Here is a 20856-nt window from a genome sequence, read left to right on the forward strand (position 1 = left end):
CTTATTTTATTACTTTTTTCAAAATTCCAAAGGCTGCTCTTATAAAGGTAGCACTGGTTAATACCTTTACTATTGGGTTCATACGTGTGCTTCTACTACGTGTTGAAGATTTTCTTCTTGTTTTTTCTTCCTCCTCTTTGCGTGCTTCTTCAGTTTTTTCTTTGTTGACTTTTTCTATCTTCTCGTTTAGCATTTCGTAAGCACTCTCCCTATCAATAGTATCGTTGTATTTCGGGATTAATCTTGAATTATCTAAAACTTGTTTAATTTCCTTATCTGTTAATACATCCATTCTACTCATAGGTGCACGTAACATGGTTCGTGCCAATGGTGTTGGAATTCCTTTTTCATTTAATACAGAAATCAACGCCTCTCCTATTCCCAACTGTGTTAATACCTCTTTAGTATCGTAATATTCAGAATCTGGATAGTTTTCTGCAGCTAATTTAATTGCTTTTCTATCTTTTGCTGTAAAGGCACGTAAGGCATGTTGAATCTTCATTCCTAACTGTGCTAATACGTCTTCTGGAACATCTTTTGGATTTTGTGTTACGAAGTATAATCCTATTCCTTTAGATCGAATTAATTTTACGATGCTTTCTATTTGACTCAACAACGCTTTTGAAGCTTCATCAAATACTAAATGGGCTTCATCTATAAAAATCACCAATTCTGGTCGACCACTATCTCCTTGTTCTGGAAAAGTTTCATATACCTCAGCTAGTAACTGTAGCATAAAGGTTGAAAACAGTTTTGGTCTATCTTGAATATCTGTTAAACGTAGTACAGAAATAACACCACGTCCGTTTTCATCAATACGAGTTAAATCGTCAACATCAAATGATTTTTCTCCGAAGAATAAATCACCTCCTTGTTGCTCAATTTCAACAATTTTTCTAAGAATAGCCCCAGTACTTGCGGTAGAAATTCGTCCGTATTCTTTTTTAATCTCTTCTTTTCCTTCATTGGTTATGTATTGAAGGATTTTCTTGAAATCTTTTAAGTCTAATAACGGTAATTGGTTATCATCACAATATTTAAAAATAATCGCTACAATTCCAGATTGTGTTTCAGTCAAATCTAAAATACGTGATAATAAAACAGGACCAAATTCAGAAACTGTAGCACGTAAACGCACTCCATCTTGTTCTGAAATTGATAAAATTTCTATTGGAAATTTTGTTGGAGTAAATGGTATTCCGATTTTTTCGTGACGTTCATCAATTTTAGCATGCCCAGGGCTTGGTTGTGCTAATCCACTTAAGTCTCCTTTTACATCCATTAACAATACAGGAATTCCTTTTTCTGACATGTTTTCTGCCAGTACTTGCAAGGTTTTTGTTTTTCCTGTTCCTGTTGCTCCAGCTATTAACCCGTGACGGTTTAATGTTTTTAAAGGGATATTTACATGAGCATTTGTTACAGTTTCTTCTCCTAACATTCCTGCTCCTAGCGTAATAAACTCTCCTTTTGTTGTATAGCCTTCTTTGATGTAATTGAAAAACTCTTCGGTTTTACTCATTATTTATGACCTTTTTTGTGATAAAAACACGTAAAAGTAACAAAAATCATTCATTAATTTTTAATGTTGCCTATCTTTGCACTCTTATGTTGAAAAAAGAAGTACAAGAGTTAATTAATACAGGAGAAATGCTTCCGTTAATGGAAGAATTTTACACGATTCAGGGAGAAGGGGCACACACTGGTACTGCTGCTTATTTTATTCGTATTGGTGGTTGCGATGTAGGTTGCCATTGGTGTGATGTAAAAGAAAGCTGGGATGCTAATTTACATCCGCCTACAAAAACGGATATTATTGTTGAAAATGCAAAGAAATATGCCGAAACTGTGGTAATTACAGGTGGAGAGCCTTTAATGTGGAGTTTAGACTATATTACAGGGCAACTTCAAGAAAAAGGTATTAAAACACATATTGAAACTTCTGGAGCGTATGACTTTTCTGGGGTTTGGGATTGGTTTTGTTTATCGCCTAAAAAAACAAAATTACCTTTAGAACGTGCTTATCAAGAAGCAGATGAGTTGAAAATGATTATTCATAATAAAAATGATTTTCAGTTTGCTGAGGAACAGGCCGCTAAAGTTGGTAAAAAATGTAAGTTGTTTTTACAACCTGAATGGAGTAAAAAGGAAAAAATGACTCCACAAATTATTGATTATGTGATGGAGCATCCACAATGGAAAATTTCCTTACAAACTCATAAATATTTAAATATACCATAAACAAAAAAGCAACCTAAATAGGTTGCTTTTTTGATTTATATTAAAAATTATTTATTTCCTGTTCAAGACCTAGAAGCACCATATTAAACAGAAATTCATGAATTTCAACAAATAGACTCCATTGCCTATTATTCCAATTCTTTTTTTGTTTAAAGAAAGTTCCGTGAGCTAAAAGATTTCTCATGTCTGATAAATTTTTCTTCTTTCCTCCCGTAGTATCAATAAAAGTTTTAAGATTATTTTTAAACTCTACATAATCTGGATCTTTTCTATCATATACTGTTGTCCCTAATCTCTTTAAACTTTCAGCCAGTTCATTGTTACTCTTTTTTTCACCCTTCCAATGTTGTTCTACAAAAGACCACAAAGCCAGTTCACAAATAAATAAACTTGACTTTTTAATTTCTCTTAAGTATTCAAAAACAGCCAAATATTCTACCAAGTTCTTTTCATAAATACTTTCAGTAATATTTAAAATCCTTATTAACTTTCCGTTTGTAAAATTCTCGTTAGCAATAGTTTCATAATATTCTGGCGATGCTGGTTGCTTGGTTATACTTCCATTATCAAACTCAATAATAACCCCAGGCTGAGAGAGATAAGAATTACAAAATGTTTCTGATACTGCTTTTAAAATTCTAGAAAACTTATAACAGTCATCATAATCAAATTTTTTGTTTCTAAAAATCCATAAATTACGATCATAAAGACTTACTTTATAATGTGCCAAACGAAAAAACTTCCTCCCTAAATCATTTAAAGGGGACTTCCCTTTTGTAATTTCTTCGGATGAAAAAAAACTCCATTCTCCATAAGTTTTAATACTTATTCTATTCGTTAAAGGGTTTAATATCCAATATGGAGAATATTTATTATTAATATTCATTAGGCTCTATATGAATTAAAACATGCCCCAAGTCTGGGAGTTTTTCTCTTAAATAGTCTTTTAATTTATGAGCAATATCGTGCCCTTCTTTTACTGTAATAGTACTATCTACAATGGCATGTAAATCTACATGATATTTCATTCCTGCTTTACGAACAAAGCATTTTTCTGTTCCTAAAACACCTGCTACTTCCATAGACTTTTCTCTTATTTCATCTATCAAATCATCATATACATGTTCATCCATTATTTCACCCAAAGCTGGTCTGAAAATCAGGTAACTATTGTATAAAATAAAGAACGAAGCCAATAAAGCAGCCCAATCATCAGCAGTTTCGTAACCATCTTTAAAAATAAGTGCTATTGAAATTCCTATAAATGCCATTACAGAGGTAATTGCATCACTTCTATGATGCCACGCATCTGCTTTTAGGGAAGAACTATTAGTTTCTTTACTCTTTCTGATAACCACTTGAAAAGATATTTCTTTCCAAATAATAATTGCCCCTAAAACGAGTAACGTCCACGGTTTAGGAGTTTTGTGTGGAGTTTGGATATTCTGTATACTTTCATAAGCAATAATTGTAGCTGAAGTTACCAAAAAGGCTACTACTACAAAAGTGATTAAAGGTTCTATTTTTCCGTGTCCGTATGGGTGATTCTTATCTGCGGGTCTTTTCGCATATTTCAACCCTAACAACACTAAAAGAGAAGAAAAAATATCGGTAGTAGATTCAATTGCATCTGCTATTAATGCGTATGAGTTTCCGAAAACACCTGCTAATCCTTTAATAATTGCTAAACTAGTATTGCTTAGAATACTAAAATAGGTAGTTTTTATAGCTAACTCTTCTTTACTCATTGAATTATGATATTACAATCTCTTTTTATGAGGTAGTACGAAGGTAATTGAAATGTATTGAAAAAAAAAGACTCGCCAGTTGGCGAGTCTCTTGGATAGTTTATAAAACTACCACTTTAACAACAATTAATAGTTAATAACGAATGAAAAATTAGTTCCAGCCTCCTCCTAAGGCTTTATATACTTTTACATTTGCTAATAATTGATCTCTTTTCGTCTCTATGATTTCAATTTTAGACTCTAATGCTTCTCTTTGTGTTAGCAACACTTCTGTATATTCTGCCCTTGCCGATTTAAACAAACGAATTGAAAGGTCTATAGATTCGTTTAACGCTTCTACTTGTTTCTTTTTTAAATCGTAACTGTTTTTCAAGTTGTCAATTTTTGAAAGCTCGTTCGCTACTTCTAAATACGCATTTAAAATAGCTCTTTCGTATTCGTAAACAGCTTGTAATTGCTTATTATTGGCTGTTTTATAAGCTGCTTTTATCGCATTTCTATTGATTAAAGGCCCTACAATATCACTTGCTAAAGAATAGACTAACGATTCTGGTGTTGATGTTAAAAACTTAGGTTTAAATGCTTGTAACCCCACTCCTGCTTTTATACCGATTGATGGATAAAAATTAGCTCGTGCTATTTTAGTATTTAATTTGGCTGCTGCTAATTCGTATTCAGCTCTCCTTAAATCGGGTCTGTTTTGTAACAGTTGTGATGGGATTCCTGCTTTTACTCCTTCAATAGGTTTATCTATAAAATTGTCTGAGTTTCTTTCTATAGGTTGTGGATACCTTCCTACTAAAAAGTTAATTTTATTTTCAGTTTCTACTATCTCTTGTTGAAGTTCATATAGGTGACTTTGGTTTTTAAGTACACTCGCTTCAAACCTACGTACTGCTAATTCAGTTGTTCTTGCAGCCTGTTTTTGAAGCTTCACCATTTGCAATGCATTTTTTTGAATCTCTAAGTTTTGTGAAACCATAGATAATTCATTATCTAATGCTACTAATTCGTAATATGAATTTGCAATTTCTGAAACCAAATTAGTTACCATAAAGTTTTTTCCTTCAACACTAGCTAAGTATTCTAATACTGCTGCTTTCTTCTCATTTCGTAACTTCTTCCATACATCTAGCTCCCAAGAAGCTGAAAGTCCTATTGAAAAATCAGTTAATGGTTCAGGAAATTTTTCACCTTCGCGGATATCTAAATTTTCTTCTACAGCACCATTTCTAGTATACTTCCCAACCTTTTCTAATTCAGCTCCTGCATACATATTTACAAACGGTAAATACTCACCTTTTTTTGCTTTGATGTTATTTTTTGAAATAGCTACTTGTTGTAACATTATGTTCAACTCTTGGTTCTTTGATAAAGCTGTATCTATCAGAGAAATTAAATGTGAATCTGAAAAAAAGTCACGCCATTTAATAGTAGCTGTACTTAATGAGTCTGCTGGTTGATTCTTAAAATTCTCTGGTACTTCTTTGTTCTCCTCTCTTAATACTTGATTTGGCACGCAAGAGCACAAAATTAAGAGGACAAGCACACTTAAAAAGTGTGCTTTTTTTATTACAAATGAACTTCTTCGTTTAGTTTTCATTGTTTTCTCTTTTAATTATTTTCTTTAGAAGTTTTTTAAGCTCTGTTATTTTAACTTTTGTTTTACTTCCTTCAACTTCATTTATTCTTATAAATTCTTCAGAAACTGGTTCATTAGCTTCGTCTTTAATTAAGCTTCTTCCATCACTCATTTTAGCAAATATGTAATAGAGACCTGGTATAATTAAAACTCCGAAAATGGTTCCTATTAACATTCCTCCTAAAGCTGACCCACCAATAGTTCTGTTTCCAATAGCTCCTGCTCCGTGAGCTATAACTAACGGTATTAATCCTGCTATAAATGCAAATGAAGTCATTAAAATTGGCCTGAATCGTTCTTTAGCTCCTTCAATAGCTGCTTCAAAAATTGTAGCTCCCTGGCTTCGTTTTAGTACTGCAAATTCTACAATTAACACTGCATTTTTACCTAATAAACCAACCAGCATTATTATTCCGATTTGTGCATATACATCATTCGCTAGGCCCATTAGTTTTAAGAGTGTGAATGACCCGTACACTCCTACTGGAAGTGAGAAAATCACTGCTAATGGCAGTATAAAACTTTCGTATTGTGCTGCTAACACAAAGTATACAAAGGCTAATACAATGATAAAAATATACACCGATTCATTACCTCTTTGTGCTTCATCATAGGTAAGTCCTTCCCAAGCAACATCATACCCTCTTGGTAATTCTTTTGCTGCTACTTCTTTAATTGCGTTAATAGCATCTCCACTTGTGTATCCTGATGCTGGTAACCCTCTAATAGCTGCTGAATTATATAAATTGTATCGTGTTATCTCATTAGGTCCTAGTTTTTTTTCTAAACTCATGAACGCTGAATAAGGCACCATTTTTCCTTCCTCATTTTTAACATATAGCTTTTCTAAATCTGAAGGGATTCTCCTGTATTCTGGCGCTGCTTGTGTATACACTTTAAAAAATCTACCAAAACGAATAAAACCTTGTTCATAGGTACTACCTATTAAAATGTTTAGGTTTTCCATGGCTTTACCAATGGTTACTCCTTTTTGCATCGCTTTTTTATTGTCGATTTTTAATTCGTACTGCGGATAGTTTGCAGAATAAAAAGTAAATAAACCTGTAAGCTCTTTTCGTTTTGATAACGATTCCATGAATTTGTTATTGATACGTTCAAATTCATGGTAGTCTGTTGAGTTTGTTTTATCTAATAAACGCATTGAGAATCCTCCTGAAGATCCAAAACCTGGTACTGCTGGTGGTTCAAAATATTCTATAACCGCCCCTAAATCTTTGGTTTCTTCTTCTAATTCTTCCATGATTTCGTGAACTGAATGATGACGTTCTGACCATGGTTTTAAGTTAATTAAACAGGTACCTGCATTGGACCCTCTACCTTCGGTCATAATTTCATATCCTGCTAAAGATGAAACGGATTCTACTCCTTCAGTTTCTTCACAAATCTGTTGTAGTTTTCTTGCTACTTCGTTTGTACGTTCTAAAGTAGCACCTGGTGGTGTTTGAATAATAGCATAAATCATTCCTTGATCTTCACTAGGAATAAAACCTGCTGGTAATGTTTTATTGGTAATAAATATTCCTGCACAGAAAGCTAGTAATACTCCAAAGGTTAACATTCTTCTTGCTACGATTCTGTTTAACACTTTTACATATCTTCCTGTAAGTTTTTCAAACCCTTTGTTAAACCAATCAATAAATTTATCTATTATTGATTTTTTTCTTTCTTTTCCGTGGTTATTCTTCAACATTATTGCACACAATACTGGTGTTAATGTTAATGCTACCACTGCTGAAATAATGATAGAACCCGCCATTGTTATAGAGAATTGTCTGTAGAAAACTCCTACGGGCCCTGTCATAAATGAAATTGGCACAAATACAGAGACCATAACCAATGTAATTGCTAAAATAGCTCCCCCTATTTCTCCTAATGCTGCCTTAGATGCTTGGTAAGGTGTAAGATGTTCCTTCTCCATTTTTAAATGGACTGCTTCTACCACTACAATAGCATCATCTACCACAATACCAATGGCTAATACTAATGCAAACAAGGTAATTAAGTTTATTGAAAGCCCAAAAAGTTGCATTACAAAGAACGCTCCAATCAAAGATACTGGTACTGCTATAATTGGAATTAAGGTTGATCGTAAATCTCCTAAGAAGAGAAACACCACAATTGCCACTAAAATAAAGGCATCTCTAAGTGTATGTATTACTTGTTCTATTGAGGCATCTAAAAAGTTAGAAACGTCATAACTAATTTTAAAATCAATCCCTGGTGGTAGATCTTCTTTTAATTCTTTTAGTTTTTCTTTTACCGATGCTATTACATCACTACCATTACTTCCAAAAGTTTGTTTCAAAACAATAGATGCTGATGGATGCCCATCTAAGTTTGAGTAAATATCGAAGAATTCACTCCCTAATTTTACTTCGGCAACATCTTTTAACTTTAAAATTTCTCCTTCTTCATTTGCTCGAATAATAATGTCTTTATACTGATCTGGTTCGTTATACCTGTTTTGATAGGTAAGTACGTATTCTAGTGATTGTGATTTGATTCCTGAACTTCTTCCTAATCTTCCGGGTCTTGCCAAAATACTTTGGTCTTCCATCGCTTCTAAAATTTCTTCTGCAGAAATATTATAGGCTCTCATTCGGTCGGGTTTTAACCAAACTCTCATCGCATATTTTCTACTTCCTAAAATTTTAGCACTGGCGATACCGTTGATTCGTTGAATTTCTGGTATCATTTTGGTATATGCATAGTTGTATAGGAACTTTTCATCGTTATTTTTTTCTTTACTAAAAAGGTTCACATACATTAACATACTTGGTTGTACTGGAGTAATAATTACTCCTTCTCGCTGTACTAATTCAGGTAATAAAGGCATTACTTGATCTACCCTTGTTTTTACCCTTACTACTGCTTGGTTGGGATCTGTACCGGGTTCAAAAATTACACGTAAGGTTCCTTCTCCTGCACTTGTAGCATCAGAAGCGATATAACGCATTCCTTGTACTCCATTGATTGCTGTTTCTAGAGGAATTAGTGTTGAGTTTACCAATACATCTGCACTTGAACCTGGGTATGCTATAAATATGTTTACCGTGGTTGGTGCTATTTGTGGAAACTGTGATATTGGGAGTTGTTTTATTGATAACAACCCCGTAAAAACAACTATTATCGAAATAACAATTGCTAGTACTGGTCTTTTTATAAATTGACTAAACATGTTTTGTTGAATTTTAGTTTTTGATTACTCAGCATATAAGTCTAAACTAGACATTACAGCATTTGGCTCTTTAAACTCAACATGTATCTTTTGTTGATCTTTTACCATACGGATTCCTTCTAACAATATTTTATCGTTTTCTGTAAGTCCTTTTTCTACTATAAATAAGTGTGGTAATTCTGCTTCTACAGTAATTTCTCGTTGTTTTACTGTATTGTTTTTATCTACTACAAAAACATATTTTTTATCTAATACTTCAAAAGTGGCTTTTTGTGGAATTATTAAGGCTCCTTCGTATGGAACTTCCATTAAAATACTTCCTGTTTCTCCGTGTCTTAAAATTCCATCTGGATTTGGGAAAGTTGCTCTAAAGGCAATGTTTCCTGTTTCATTGTTAAACTCTCCTTCAATCGTTTCTACTATTCCTTTTTGATTGAATGGTTTGTTATTTGCCATTAAAAGTGTTACTTCTTTTTTCTTGTCTTTATCTTGACTCATTATATAGTCTAGATATTCTGTTTCTGGCACATTAAAATATACCCACATTTTACTGTTGTCTGATAGTGTTGTTAGGAGTTCTCCTTCATCTAACAAACTTCCTTTTCTAACGTGTAGGTGATCCATTATACCATTAAACGGAGCCTTAATACTTGTAAAACCCAAGTGTGTTTGGGCTAGCATTACTTCAGCTTTTGCTTTTTCGTAATTTGCTTTTGCTAAGGCTAATTCGTTTTTAGAAACTACGTTTCCATCTGCTAATAATTCCGTGTTTTTATATTCAATTTCAGCAGCTTTTGCTTCTGCTTTTGCTTTTTGTAAATCTGCCTTATAAACATTTGCTGATATTTGAAACATGTTTTGTCCTTTTTTTACATGCTGTCCTTCATCAACAAATACTTTCTTTAAATATCCTTTTTCAAGCGCCCTCAATTCTATGTGCTGAATGGCATGTATTTGACTTACATAATCTTTGGTTATTGATGTATCTTTTTTAATGGGATTGGTTACAAGGAACTTTGTTTCTGGGTGTTTAGATTCCTTTTTTGATTCGCAGCTAATGTTAATTAATAGCGCAAATAGACTCATGAAAATGAAGTTTTTTTTCATTTTTTGTATGTATTTGTAAAGTTAGAGTGAGTGTGTAACCATTGAATACCAATGGTTATTCTAAAAATTTAATTAAATTTTTATGTGGGGTATATAAAGTAAGCTAAATAAAAGCTTTAGGTTTACTTTACCGAAGAGGGTATCAAATTATAAAAACTTGAAATTTAATATGCAATTTTAAAATAGCACTATAAGTGTACTCTTTAAAGCGTTGTGCTTTTTCTTTTACTACACAAAACTGGCACTCAAAAAACTGCGCATGTAAAATGGCTGATAAGTAACTTCCGAATTTTGACAAACTTTCATCTACTTCATTTTCGTCTTGGGTTTTGTCTTCAATTTCACTGATTTCGAAATAACTCTCCCTTTCAGAATCTTGATATTTTTCGCTAAAAACGTAATTACTGATGTGTTGAGTAATAAATTGTGGCTCTTCTTTTACGTTTACAGATTTAAAAGTAGCCACTGAGGTAGTTGTATCAAAAGTCTTTTGGTCTGCATATGATGTAGACCATCCTTTTAATAAAAGTATTAATAAAAATAGATATTTATTAAATGTATTACTCATTTCAATCGGCAAAATTATAGATATATATTCATTTAACAAATAATTCGTATTGTAAAATATTTATAAAACAAAAAAACTCGCCGATTGGCGAGTTTTAATAGTATGTTTTTTAGGATATAAAGCTATTCTTTATAAACTCCCATATTTTCGTATTTCTCCATACGCTGAGCTATCAACTCTTTATCTTTAAGCTTATTAAGTTCTTCGTACGCTTTTATAATTTGCTCTTTAACAGCTTTAAAAGTTCCTTCACGGTCAGAGTGTGCACCTCCTAAAGGTTCTTTTATGATATCATCAACTATTTTTAGTTTCATACCATCTTCTGCCGTTAATTTTAATGCTTCTGCTGCTTTTTCTTTTTCTGACCAACTACGCCATAAAATAGAAGAACAGTTTTCAGGTGAGATAACTGAATACCAAGAGTTTTCTAACATATACACTCTATCTCCTACTCCTATTCCTAAAGCTCCCCCTGAAGCTCCTTCTCCAATAATTATGGTAATAATTGGAGTTTTTAAGCGAGTCATTTCAAAGATATTACGAGCAATTGCTTCTCCTTGTCCACGTTCTTCAGCTTCTAATCCTGGGTAAGCACCTGGAGTATCTACTAAAGTTACTACTGGTATTCCAAATTTTTCAGCCATGCGCATTAAACGTAATGCTTTACGGTATCCTTCTGGGTTTGCCATACCAAAGTTACGATATTGACGTGTTTTGGTATTGTATCCCTTTTGCTGACCTATGAACATAAAAGATTGGTCTCCAATCTTACCTAGTCCACCAATCATAGCTTTATCATCTTTTACACTACGGTCACCGTGTAATTCCATAAATGTATCTCCACAAAGTGCTTTGATATAATCTAAGGTATAAGGACGATTTGGATGACGAGATAACTGTACGCGTTGCCATGCCGTTAAATTCTTATATATATCTTTCTTAGCTTTTTCTAATTTTTTTTCAATCTTCTGACATGTAGCTGTAACGTCTACATCACTTTCTTTTCCTATATCAAAACATTTTGCCAACTGATCTTCTAGCTCTTTTATTGGCATTTCAAAATCTAAATATTCCATTGTATTCTTGTATATAGTTTGATTTTCTAATTTACTAGTTAGTCGTTTGTAAGGGCAAACATACTAAAAAATTGTACAGTTTACCTTCATCACTTTTCTTAAAATATTATTTTTTTATAATTTTCTTTTTTATAGAAGAAACATTTTTGAGTACTCCATTTAATAATACTACTATTAAAACAATACAAGCCCCGTAATAAAACTCTGGATTCATTTGTTCTTTTTCTCCAAATATTAATAATGCTAAAATAATAGCGTATATAGGTTCTAAATTAATCGTGAGCATTACTGTATAAGGTGTTAAATACCTCATTACTTGCACTGAAGCTATAAAAGCATAGGCTGTACAAATACTACTTAAAATGAATAAATATATCCAGTCACTTGTTTGTAATTGAAAAAACTCTATTGAAAATTTTTGTGTAAATAATAAATATATAGTTACTCCTAAAACTCCAAATAATAACTGATAAAATGAAATAGTATTTGCTTCGTATTTTTTTATAAACAAACCGTTTAGTACTGAAAATAATGCGGAGAGAAATGCTGAAATTAATGCATAAATAATACCTAGTGTATACTGACTTTCAAAATTAAAAATAATGTACAATCCCATTATTACTAACAAGCCTAATACTATTTCTATTGTTTTTATTCTTCTTTTAAAAAAGAAAGGTTCTATAAATGAGGCAAAAAAAGCTCCAGTACTCATCATTACTAAAGCTACAGATACATTTGATACTTTTATTGCTTTGAAAAATGTTATCCAGTGTACTGCTATAATTACTCCTGAAATGGCAAACTTAATTAATGCTTTTTTTTCTACTTTAAATGACTTCTTCCTTATTAAAAAATATAAAGCAATAAAACCTACTGCTAACAACATTCTAAACCAAACTAAAGGTACTGCATCAATTGATATTAATGCGCCTAAAATAGCTGTAAACCCCCAAATAAATACTATTAAATGTAAGAGTAAGTAATTCTTTAATTTATCTCCTTGCATTGAAATATAAATAAACAGCGTATAAACCAAATACCACATTAGGTCCCCAAACATTTAACAATGCATTTGCTCCTGCTACAGCTCCTAATACTTCTGCTACTTTTAAAAAGAATACATAAATAAACATAACGCTTATACCTATTGCCAAATTAACTCCTATGCCTCCTCTAGTTTTCCTATGTGCTAGTCCTACCGCAATTAACGTTAATATGTAGCTCGCAATTGGTAAACTTGTTCTCTTATATAATTCTACTAAATAAGCATTTAAGTTTTTTATTCCTCTTTTTCTAGACACTTCAATAAACTTAATCAACTCTGGTGAGTTCATTTCTTGTGCCATTATATTTTTATAATTAAAATCTTCTGGTGTAAATGTAAATGTAGTATCTAAACTTTTCCCCGAAAAGATACTATCTCTTTCTTTAAAAATTTTTCGTTCTTTCCAGTTATATAATTTAAACGTACTATCTTTTTCCTTCCAATTAATATTATCAGCTATAAGTTTCTTTTTTAATTTAATACCGTCATATAAATCTATTGAAAAATTATAGCCTGAATTTCTTTTTAAATCAAAACTTTGAATGTATACATAAGTACTATCATTCAATTGTAAGCTAAACTCTCGGATGGAATTATCTGCATACTTTTTTTTCTTTAAATACTTCTTTTCAAAAGCTTTTCGTGTTTTACTACTTGAGGGTACAAAAAAATGGTTCATTGAGAGTGCTATTGCACAAACTATAGTTGCTCCTATAAAATATGGAAATAAAAAACGTGTGAATGATACTTGTGAGCTATTGATTGCTACAATTTCTGTGTTACTTGCCAGCTTAGAAGTAAATAGTATAACTGCTATAAACAATGCTAATGGCATAAATGTATTAGCATAGTAAATAATAAAGTTTTTATAGTAATCGTTAACTATTTCAAACAATGTTAAATTTTCTTCTCGTAAAAACTTATCAACTTTTTCTGCAATATCAATAGCTACCGCAATAGGTATTAAAATAAGTAATGTAAACAGAAAAGTTACTAAGTAACGTTTTAATATGTACCAATCTAGTATTTTCAAATTACAAACGTTTATCCATTTGTTTTACCATTTTGTCTTTCCATTCAGTAAAATCTCCTGCTATTATGTGTTTACGTGCTTCACGAACTAACCATAAATAAAACCCTAGGTTATGAATAGAAGCTATCTGCTTTCCTAACATTTCTCTTGCAGCAAATAAGTGACGTAAATAGGCTTTAGAATACATGGTATCTACCCAAGTAATGCCCATTTCATCAATTGGAGAAAAATCGTTTTCCCACTTTTTATTTTTAATATTTATGCTACCGTGTGCTGTAAATAACATTCCGTTACGTGCATTACGAGTTGGCATTACGCAATCGAACATATCAACTCCTAACGCTATGTTTTCTAAAATATTAATTGGTGTACCAACTCCCATTAAATAACGTGGTTTGCCTTCTGGTAAAATTTCAGTAACCACTTCTGTCATTGCATACATTTCTTCAGCAGGTTCTCCTACTGATAATCCTCCTATCGCATTTCCTTCTGCTCCTGAGTTTGCTATATACTCTGCTGATTGCTTACGTAAATCTTTGTATGTACTTCCTTGTACAATTGGAAATAAAGACTGACTATATCCATATTTTGGAGGCGTGTTATCAAAGTGTTTTATACAACGATCTAACCAACGGTGAGTCATGTGCATAGATCGTTTTGCATAGTTATAATCACAAGGGTATGGCGTACACTCATCAAAAGCCATAATTATATCTGCTCCAATGGTACGCTGTGTTTCCATTACATTTTCTGGTGTAAAAAAATGTGTAGAGCCGTCAATATGACTTTTAAACTTTACTCCTTCTTCATTTATCTTCCTTCTTCCTGACAAAGAGTATACTTGATATCCTCCACTATCAGTTAAAATATTACGATCCCAATTCATGAACTTATGTAAGCCTCCTGCAGCTTCTAAAGTTTCTAATTTTGGACGTAAGTATAAATGATATGTATTTCCTAAAATAATATCAGGGTTGATTTCGTCTTTTAATTCTGATTGATGTACTCCTTTAACCGTAGCTACTGTACCTACAGGCATGAATATTGGAGTTTCTATGGTTCCATGATCAGTAGTAATAACGCCTGCGCGTGCTTTACTTTTTGGATCGGTTATTTTTAAGTCAAATTGCATAAGTGGCAAAGATACACATGTAAGTTGAATGTTTAAAAGTAGATAGTTAAAAGTTTCTTATTACTAATTTTTAACTTTTTCTTCTTCTTCCAAACTTGGATTTAAAACTTGCTTCCTTCTTTGGTTGTTTGTTATTTTGAGGAGAGGCTTTTTGATTCTTTTTTTCTGCTTCTTCGTATGTTTTTGACGAACCTGCTACGAGTTTATTAATTTCATCCATTTCTTTAGATGATAATTCACGCCACTCTCCTACTTTTAAACTTCCTAAAATTACGTTCATAATACGTGTGCGTTTTAATTTCTTTACATCATATCCTAAGTATTCACACATACGTCTTATTTGACGATTTAAGCCTTGTACTAAAATTATTTTAAATGTGGTATCATTTATACGTTCTACCTTGCATTTCTTTGTTACAGTTCCTAAAATAGGAATTCCATTACTCATTCTTTTTATAAAGCGCTCATCAAAAGGTTTGTTTACCGTAACAATGTATTCTTTTTCGTGGTTATTCCCTGCTCGTAATATTTTGTTTACAATATCTCCATCATTGGTTAAAAAAATTAATCCTTCTGAAGGTTTATCTAAGCGACCAATAGGAAATAGTCGTTGTGGATGCCCCACAAATTTCACGATATTTTTACGTTCTTTACTATCAGTAGTACAAACAATGCCTTTAGGTTTGTTTAATGCTATATGTATCGTTTTGGGTTTTGCTTTTAATGGTTTTCCATCAATTTTTACCACATCTCCTTCATGAACTCTGTTTCCTAACTGGGTAGGTTTCCCATTTATCGTTACTCTTCCCTCAGTTATAAATCGTTCTGCTTCACGACGTGAACAAATACCTGTACTACTAATGTACTTGTTAAGATTTATTGATGTATCGTTATTATTATTTTCCATGTAATCAAAAAAAGACAGTCTCAAAAGTACTAAATATTGTCATTTCACGAATTAAGAGAATCAGATTTCTCGACTTCGCTCGAAATGACATACTTTCGAGACTGTCTTGTATGTTTTAGATTTTATCTTTTAAAACATGATCATTTTTTGTGTACAACGTGCTAAACTTGGCCTTCTTTCATAATCAAACCCAAGTGTAATCATGTGTGTTCCGTAATTATAATCTTGTGTTTTATTCATATTGATACTAAAACCATACGACATGTAAAGATTATTTTTCTTTAAACCAAGTAATGGTGCAATAGCATTTGGTTGAAAAAACTGGTCATTTAAGAACGTATAACTTAAACCAGCCCAAACATATCCATCTCTAATTCCTCTTCTTGCTTTAATATTCATATCTGTTCTAGAGCGTTTATCGGCTTCCCTATACTCTACTAGCATTGATGGCTCTAACTCAAAGTTTCTGCTTAATTTCGTAAAGGTGTAAGATGTAAAAAGCACATACTTTCTTAGTACTTCTGGTTCACCGGTTTGAAAATCCTCTATCTCTTTATTTAAGATGTTCATAATGTTTGCACTAATACTAAATCGTTCGTAACGATATAACAAACCTACATCAAAGTTTGAATTGTTTAAAGTTCTGTTTGATACTGTTTGTCCTGAGTTATTTTCTGATGTATCAATACCAAATTGCGTAAAGCTATAACTTAAAGCAAACGATAGAAAACTATCATGAAAGTCACTTAATGTTAAGTGACTTGCAAATGACAATTTTGCTCCTTTTTGAGTGGTATACCCGTTTTTATCATTAAATAACGTGATTCCTCCACCAAAAGTATCTGCGATACGTGCTTCAACTGTTAATGATTGTGTATCGGGTGCGTCTTTAACTCCAATCCATTGGATTACTCCATTTAATCTAACCTGTAAACCTGTTCCTATACCTGCATAGGTTGGGGAAATTAAAAATGGATTGTCTGCCAAATGACTTACATATTGGGGTAATTCTACTTCTTGTGCAGCAAGTTTTACACTACTAAATACTACACTTAAAATTATTACTATTTTTCTCATTTCTTTTTATCTATATAGTGTAAAGTGTCCCATTATTTTCTTCTCTTGACCTGATAACTCTTTAAAGTAAATAGTATACCAATAATCTCCTGATGGTAATGGTGTACCTTCATAAGTACCATCCCATCCTTCTACAGAACCTTTAAACTCGGCAATGTTACGTGCATATCTGTCGTAAATAAACACTTGAATATCATGATATTCTTCTACTTCACGAGGGTACCAATAATCATTTGTTCCATCTCCGTCTGGAGTAAATAAGTTTGGAACGAAAATAGTAATATACTCTCCTCTTATAGTTACTGTTTCCTCACAGCCTCTAGCATCTCTTACCGTAATAGTGTAATCTTTTGTTTGTAAGATTAAGAACTCATTATCTGATCCAAAATCACCTCCATCTACACTATACTCATAAGGTGGTAATCCAAAATCTGCATTGGCTATTAAAGTATTCTTAACCGAATCATCAATATCTAAGGTTAATGCTTGAATATCTTCAATACTAATTGGACTACTGGTAGAACTTTCAGAACATGAAGTTATTGTATGTGTTGCTGTAACATAGTATCCTATTCCTGCTGGTACATCAATAAATTCTCCTGTATTATTTGTTACTACAGGGTTTCCTATTCCGTCATATAATGTGTAAGACATATTAGCTCTATATGCTTCATCAACTATTGCTTTAATAATATTTCCTACCTCACAGGTATATGCAAAATCAACTGTTAATTGTAAATCTACTGGTTCAGCCGTAGTTACTCTAATTGGGTCTGCAACATTACAACCTGCTTCATCTCTTACTGTAATGTAGTAAGATGTACCTGCTTGGATGTTTTCTGCTGCTCCTAACACAATTGTATTCGTTGTATATGGTGTAGGTTGTTCTATATTATTAATACTTACGTAGTAAGGTTGTGTTCCTCCTTGTACATCTAACTCTATTGTTGGAGTTGCATTATTAATACAAGTTTGTTCTGTAACTCCTACCAATGTTGCTGTAAATTGTTGTGGTTGATCAATAACTACATCAATAGTATCAATACATCCAACCTTATCTTTAACAGTAATGGTATACGTACCTGCTGTTAAGTTTCTGAACACATTATCGGTAACAAATTTATTTGTTGGGTCTGTACTAATATTGTATTCATATCCTGTTAAGTTTCCTCCTGAGGCTAATACTGTAATAGTACCATCATTTCCTCCAAAACAACTTACATCTGTATGGTTTTCAGCAACTACTAAAGGTTCTGGTTCTACAATAGGATGTGGTGCAGTATCTTCTGTACATACTTCTCCAAATCTATTAGTACTTCTTACTCTAATTTTATATGTACCAACATCTAAACCTCCAAAAGTATTTGATGTTGTCCATGTTCCATCAATCGGATTATTACTACCATCTAACAGTTGGTATTCGTAATTACCGAAACCGCCTGCTACAGTTGCTGATAACACTCCATTAGCATCTCCATTACAGGTAACAAATCCTGAATCAACTACTAAAGTTGGTACTAAAGGTTCGTATGCATTGACTGTTACTACAACTGTATCTTCACAATTATTATCATCACGTACATAGAATGTTTGAGAACCTGAACTTACGTTTGTAAACGTATTGTCAGGACCAAAATTCACTCCATCGCTACTATATTCATAAACGCCTGTACCTCCTATTGCACTCACTACTACGGTTGCATTAGCATTGTTACAAGTTATATCTGCAGTAATATTTGCCGAAGCTTCTACTTCTGAAGGGTCAATTATATCCACCTGCCTTGTATACGAACAGCTATATTTATTATCTCTAACAATTACTGTGTAATTAGTACCCGCTGGTAAATTGCTAAATGTATTTGATAACTGTTCTACTTGCGTTACTCCGTCAGGATAGGTTAAAATATAACTATAACTTACAGTTGCATCTTGTGTTTGACCTCCTGTTACATTAGTTACTTCAATGGTTGCTGTTCTTTCTCCTTCACATAAGTTTGGAGTAACAGTTACATCTGCTGCCATATTTGTAGTTGGCTGTAATGTAAATGTAAATGTTTCTTCACACCCTGTAACATCTCTAACTGTTGCTGTATAATTACCTGCTATTAACCCAGTAATTCTTCTATTACTATCAAAATTTTGAACTGGTGTAGCTGGTGCTGCATCATTTACTAATTGATACTCATACGGTGCCCAACCTCCTTGAGCTTCTAACAAGATTTCTCCAGAATCAGTAACATTACAATTAATATACGTTGGTGTGCCTGTTAATGCTAATGCGTTTGCTGGTTCTTCAATTATAAAGTTTGCACTTTGTGCTTTACAGAATGGTGTATTCGTCATACTTACAACCACATAATATTCACCTGCTACTAAATTAGTAGTAATTGTTTCTGGAGTACCTCCTGTACCATTTCCTGATGTAATAGCAGTTGGGTTACCTACTTCAAATACTTCGTAAGTATAAACATCTGTATATGGTGTAGCTGCACTAAAATCTATTGTTGCACTTCCTGTACCACCAAAACAAGCTCTTTGAACATTACTTACTAATATATCAAAGGTAGGTTCTGGTTCTACCGTGTGATATACTTCTAAAGTACATCCTGTTGCTGCATTGTATATCTCAATTGTGTAATCATCAACCGGTACGTTATTAAATACTGCTGCATCTGCATCTGATACCACATTTAATGTTCGTGTATAAGGAGTAGCTCCTGTTCCTGTTATTGTATACTGAATATTTGGTAATGCTGGCACTACTTTTACAGTGATATTCTCTCCTGTATTACAGTCTGTATCTTTAATTACTCTGATGTCTGCTGCTGTCATTGGAGTAAATGGAGCTATCCTTACTACTCTAGATACAAAACAATCTGTATTTTCATCATATACTTTTACTGTATAATCTCCTCCAGCTAAATTAGTTGATATATATGTAAAGTTACTATCGTCTTGTAATACATCACCTGTTGCATTATCTTCAAACACAACTCGAACATAGTTTCCTGTTCCTCCTGTAATCGCTGCCTTGTCAACTGTAATTATAGCATTGTTTGTTGTATTACTTCCTGCTGTACAAGCAAACTGTGTTACTGTAATTGCTGCTGAAATATCTATTACTGGATTTTCTCTTACTGTAATTGATACATCTGTTGTACACCCATTTACTCCCGTAGCTGTAACTATATAGTCATCTGCTGGTAAGTTCGCAAATACCGTATCACTTCCTGCTAAAACAGCATTATATGTTCCTGATACATTATTAATCTCATAACTTAATGGTAAAATACCATTATCTACTGGTGAAACTGTAACTTCTCCTGTTGATGTTCCGAAACAAATATCTGTTACTGTAGCTACTGCCGTGAAATTAGGAGTTTCAGCATCTTCAATTTCAATAGTTTTAACTACTGAACATTCTGGTGTTGCTCCTGTATCGTAAACTGTTACGGTATATACTCCTGCTACCGTAGGATTTAGCGTTAATGTTGTACCTGCTAAATTCGTTCTTCCTACTGCTATACTTGGTCCTGCAACTTCATAAGCATAACTACTAGATCCTGAAGTTACTTCTAATGCTACAGTTGCTGCCATTGGTGCATTACATGTTAACTTCTTAGTCTCTGTTAATGTAAATACTAAATCTGGTGTTATTGTAACATTCGTTGGGGTACCTTCTGTACATCCATTAGAATCTACTACATTTACTGTATAAGCATCTGCTGCTAAATTGGTAAATGTATAGTTTGCAGCATTCAGTATTTGCGTTTCTACTACTCCACTTCCGTTAGATAATGTATAAGTATATGTACCTGTACCTCCTGTTGCTGTTACTGATATACTTCCTCCTACTGTGGTATCACATGAATTGTCATTCTCAGTTACTGTAAATGTTACCGCTGCTGGATTTGCTATGACTACTTGATCAGTTGACTCACAATATAATCCGACAGCACCATTTTTATCTCGTACTACTACTGTATAATCTCCTGCTGGTAAGTTCGTAAAGATATTGTTTGAACTAAACGTGTTACCTGCATAAGCAACTCCTGGGGTAGCTGTTTCTTCTAATTGGTAC

Annotated in this window: 15 protein-coding genes; 1 reads left to right on the top strand and 14 read right to left on the bottom strand. The window is 32.8% G+C overall.

All coding sequences use genetic code 11. The features are described from left to right. Nucleotide 1 precedes the first annotated feature (1 nt). Nucleotides 2–1522 carry a helicase HerA-like domain-containing protein gene (locus tag MHM83_RS14675; protein ID WP_239180567.1) on the bottom strand — a complete coding sequence of 507 codons (1521 nt, stop codon included), beginning with the start codon at nucleotides 1520–1522 and terminating at the stop codon, nucleotides 2–4. Nucleotides 1523–1608: 86 nt separating this feature from the next. Between MHM83_RS14675 and MHM83_RS14680 the strand changes: the two genes are divergently transcribed. Further along, nucleotides 1609–2241 carry a 7-carboxy-7-deazaguanine synthase QueE gene (locus MHM83_RS14680; RefSeq protein ID WP_047789407.1) on the top strand — a complete coding sequence of 211 codons (633 nt, stop codon included), beginning with the start codon at nucleotides 1609–1611 and terminating at the stop codon, nucleotides 2239–2241. Between the two features lie 40 nt (nucleotides 2242–2281). Here the strand turns inward: MHM83_RS14680 and MHM83_RS14685 are convergent, their stop codons facing one another. From MHM83_RS14685 to MHM83_RS14745, 13 genes are all read right to left on the bottom strand, one after another. Continuing rightward, entirely contained in the window at nucleotides 2282–3127 is an 846-nt protein-coding gene (locus MHM83_RS14685; protein WP_239180569.1) for a hypothetical protein, read from the bottom strand. Beyond that, nucleotides 3117–3989, bottom strand: coding sequence for a cation diffusion facilitator family transporter (locus tag MHM83_RS14690; RefSeq protein WP_239180571.1), 873 nt, complete (start codon nucleotides 3987–3989; stop codon nucleotides 3117–3119). The genes MHM83_RS14685 and MHM83_RS14690 overlap by 11 nt, the downstream gene beginning before the upstream one ends. 151 nt (nucleotides 3990–4140) lie before the next feature. Further along, entirely contained in the window at nucleotides 4141–5592 is a 1452-nt protein-coding gene (locus MHM83_RS14695; RefSeq protein WP_159490829.1) for a TolC family protein, read from the bottom strand. Beyond that, a complete protein-coding gene (locus MHM83_RS14700; RefSeq protein WP_159490827.1) occupies nucleotides 5582–8830 on the bottom strand; it encodes an efflux RND transporter permease subunit in 3249 nt (1082 codons plus the stop codon). The genes MHM83_RS14695 and MHM83_RS14700 overlap by 11 nt, the downstream gene beginning before the upstream one ends. 24 nt (nucleotides 8831–8854) lie before the next feature. Beyond that, on the bottom strand, nucleotides 8855–9937 hold the full coding sequence (locus MHM83_RS14705; RefSeq protein WP_159490825.1) for an efflux RND transporter periplasmic adaptor subunit: 1083 nt from the start codon (nucleotides 9935–9937) through the stop codon (nucleotides 8855–8857). 142 nt (nucleotides 9938–10079) lie between these two features. Continuing rightward, nucleotides 10080–10505 carry a hypothetical protein gene (locus tag MHM83_RS14710; RefSeq protein ID WP_073183066.1) on the bottom strand — a complete coding sequence of 142 codons (426 nt, stop codon included), beginning with the start codon at nucleotides 10503–10505 and terminating at the stop codon, nucleotides 10080–10082. A 122-nt stretch (nucleotides 10506–10627) separates the two neighbouring features. Next, nucleotides 10628–11581, bottom strand: a complete 954-nt coding sequence (locus MHM83_RS14715; RefSeq protein WP_047789401.1) for an acetyl-CoA carboxylase carboxyltransferase subunit alpha — start codon at nucleotides 11579–11581, stop codon at nucleotides 10628–10630. Nucleotides 11582–11687: 106 nt separating this feature from the next. Further along, nucleotides 11688–12587 (bottom strand): DMT family transporter, encoded by a 900-nt coding sequence (locus MHM83_RS14720; RefSeq protein ID WP_239180573.1) that lies wholly within the window; start codon nucleotides 12585–12587, stop codon nucleotides 11688–11690. Next, nucleotides 12574–13659, bottom strand: coding sequence for an LptF/LptG family permease (locus MHM83_RS14725; RefSeq protein ID WP_047789399.1), 1086 nt, complete (start codon nucleotides 13657–13659; stop codon nucleotides 12574–12576). The genes MHM83_RS14720 and MHM83_RS14725 overlap by 14 nt, the downstream gene beginning before the upstream one ends. 1 nt (nucleotide 13660) lies before the next feature. Next, a complete protein-coding gene (gene tgt, locus MHM83_RS14730; protein WP_239180575.1) occupies nucleotides 13661–14791 on the bottom strand; it encodes a tRNA guanosine(34) transglycosylase Tgt in 1131 nt (376 codons plus the stop codon). A 70-nt stretch (nucleotides 14792–14861) separates the two neighbouring features. After that, the gene (gene rluF / locus MHM83_RS14735; RefSeq protein WP_239180577.1) at nucleotides 14862–15698 is read right to left on the bottom strand and encodes a 23S rRNA pseudouridine(2604) synthase RluF; all 837 of its coding nucleotides are present in this window, start codon (nucleotides 15696–15698) and stop codon (nucleotides 14862–14864) included. 129 nt (nucleotides 15699–15827) lie between these two features. Continuing rightward, the gene (locus MHM83_RS14740; protein ID WP_159611694.1) at nucleotides 15828–16775 is read right to left on the bottom strand and encodes a PorP/SprF family type IX secretion system membrane protein; all 948 of its coding nucleotides are present in this window, start codon (nucleotides 16773–16775) and stop codon (nucleotides 15828–15830) included. A gap of 6 nt (nucleotides 16776–16781) precedes the next feature. Further along, a partial coding sequence (locus MHM83_RS14745; RefSeq protein WP_239180579.1) for a T9SS type B sorting domain-containing protein occupies nucleotides 16782–20856 on the bottom strand: 4075 nt, incomplete at its 5' end.

Source organism: Tenacibaculum sp. Mcav3-52 (assembly GCF_022347665.1).
In the GTDB taxonomy this organism is placed as follows: Bacteria; Bacteroidota; Bacteroidia; order Flavobacteriales; family Flavobacteriaceae; genus Polaribacter; species Polaribacter mesophilus.

Excerpts from the sequence above, each read along its gene's own strand:
- MHM83_RS14675 (WP_239180567.1), bottom strand. The coding sequence starts at position 1,522 with ATGAGTAAAACCGAAGAGTTTTTCAATTACATCAAAGAAGGCTATACA.
- MHM83_RS14680 (WP_047789407.1), top strand. The coding sequence starts at position 1,609 with ATGTTGAAAAAAGAAGTACAAGAGTTAATTAATACAGGAGAAATGCTT.
- MHM83_RS14685 (WP_239180569.1), bottom strand. The coding sequence starts at position 3,127 with ATGAATATTAATAATAAATATTCTCCATATTGGATATTAAACCCTTTA.
- MHM83_RS14690 (WP_239180571.1), bottom strand. The coding sequence starts at position 3,989 with ATGAGTAAAGAAGAGTTAGCTATAAAAACTACCTATTTTAGTATTCTA.
- MHM83_RS14695 (WP_159490829.1), bottom strand. The coding sequence starts at position 5,592 with ATGAAAACTAAACGAAGAAGTTCATTTGTAATAAAAAAAGCACACTTT.
- MHM83_RS14700 (WP_159490827.1), bottom strand. The coding sequence starts at position 8,830 with ATGTTTAGTCAATTTATAAAAAGACCAGTACTAGCAATTGTTATTTCG.
- MHM83_RS14705 (WP_159490825.1), bottom strand. The coding sequence starts at position 9,937 with ATGAAAAAAAACTTCATTTTCATGAGTCTATTTGCGCTATTAATTAAC.
- MHM83_RS14710 (WP_073183066.1), bottom strand. The coding sequence starts at position 10,505 with ATGAGTAATACATTTAATAAATATCTATTTTTATTAATACTTTTATTA.
- MHM83_RS14715 (WP_047789401.1), bottom strand. The coding sequence starts at position 11,581 with ATGGAATATTTAGATTTTGAAATGCCAATAAAAGAGCTAGAAGATCAG.
- MHM83_RS14720 (WP_239180573.1), bottom strand. The coding sequence starts at position 12,587 with ATGCAAGGAGATAAATTAAAGAATTACTTACTCTTACATTTAATAGTA.
- tgt (WP_239180575.1), bottom strand. The coding sequence starts at position 14,791 with ATGCAATTTGACTTAAAAATAACCGATCCAAAAAGTAAAGCACGCGCA.
- rluF (WP_239180577.1), bottom strand. The coding sequence starts at position 15,698 with ATGGAAAATAATAATAACGATACATCAATAAATCTTAACAAGTACATT.
- MHM83_RS14740 (WP_159611694.1), bottom strand. The coding sequence starts at position 16,775 with ATGAGAAAAATAGTAATAATTTTAAGTGTAGTATTTAGTAGTGTAAAA.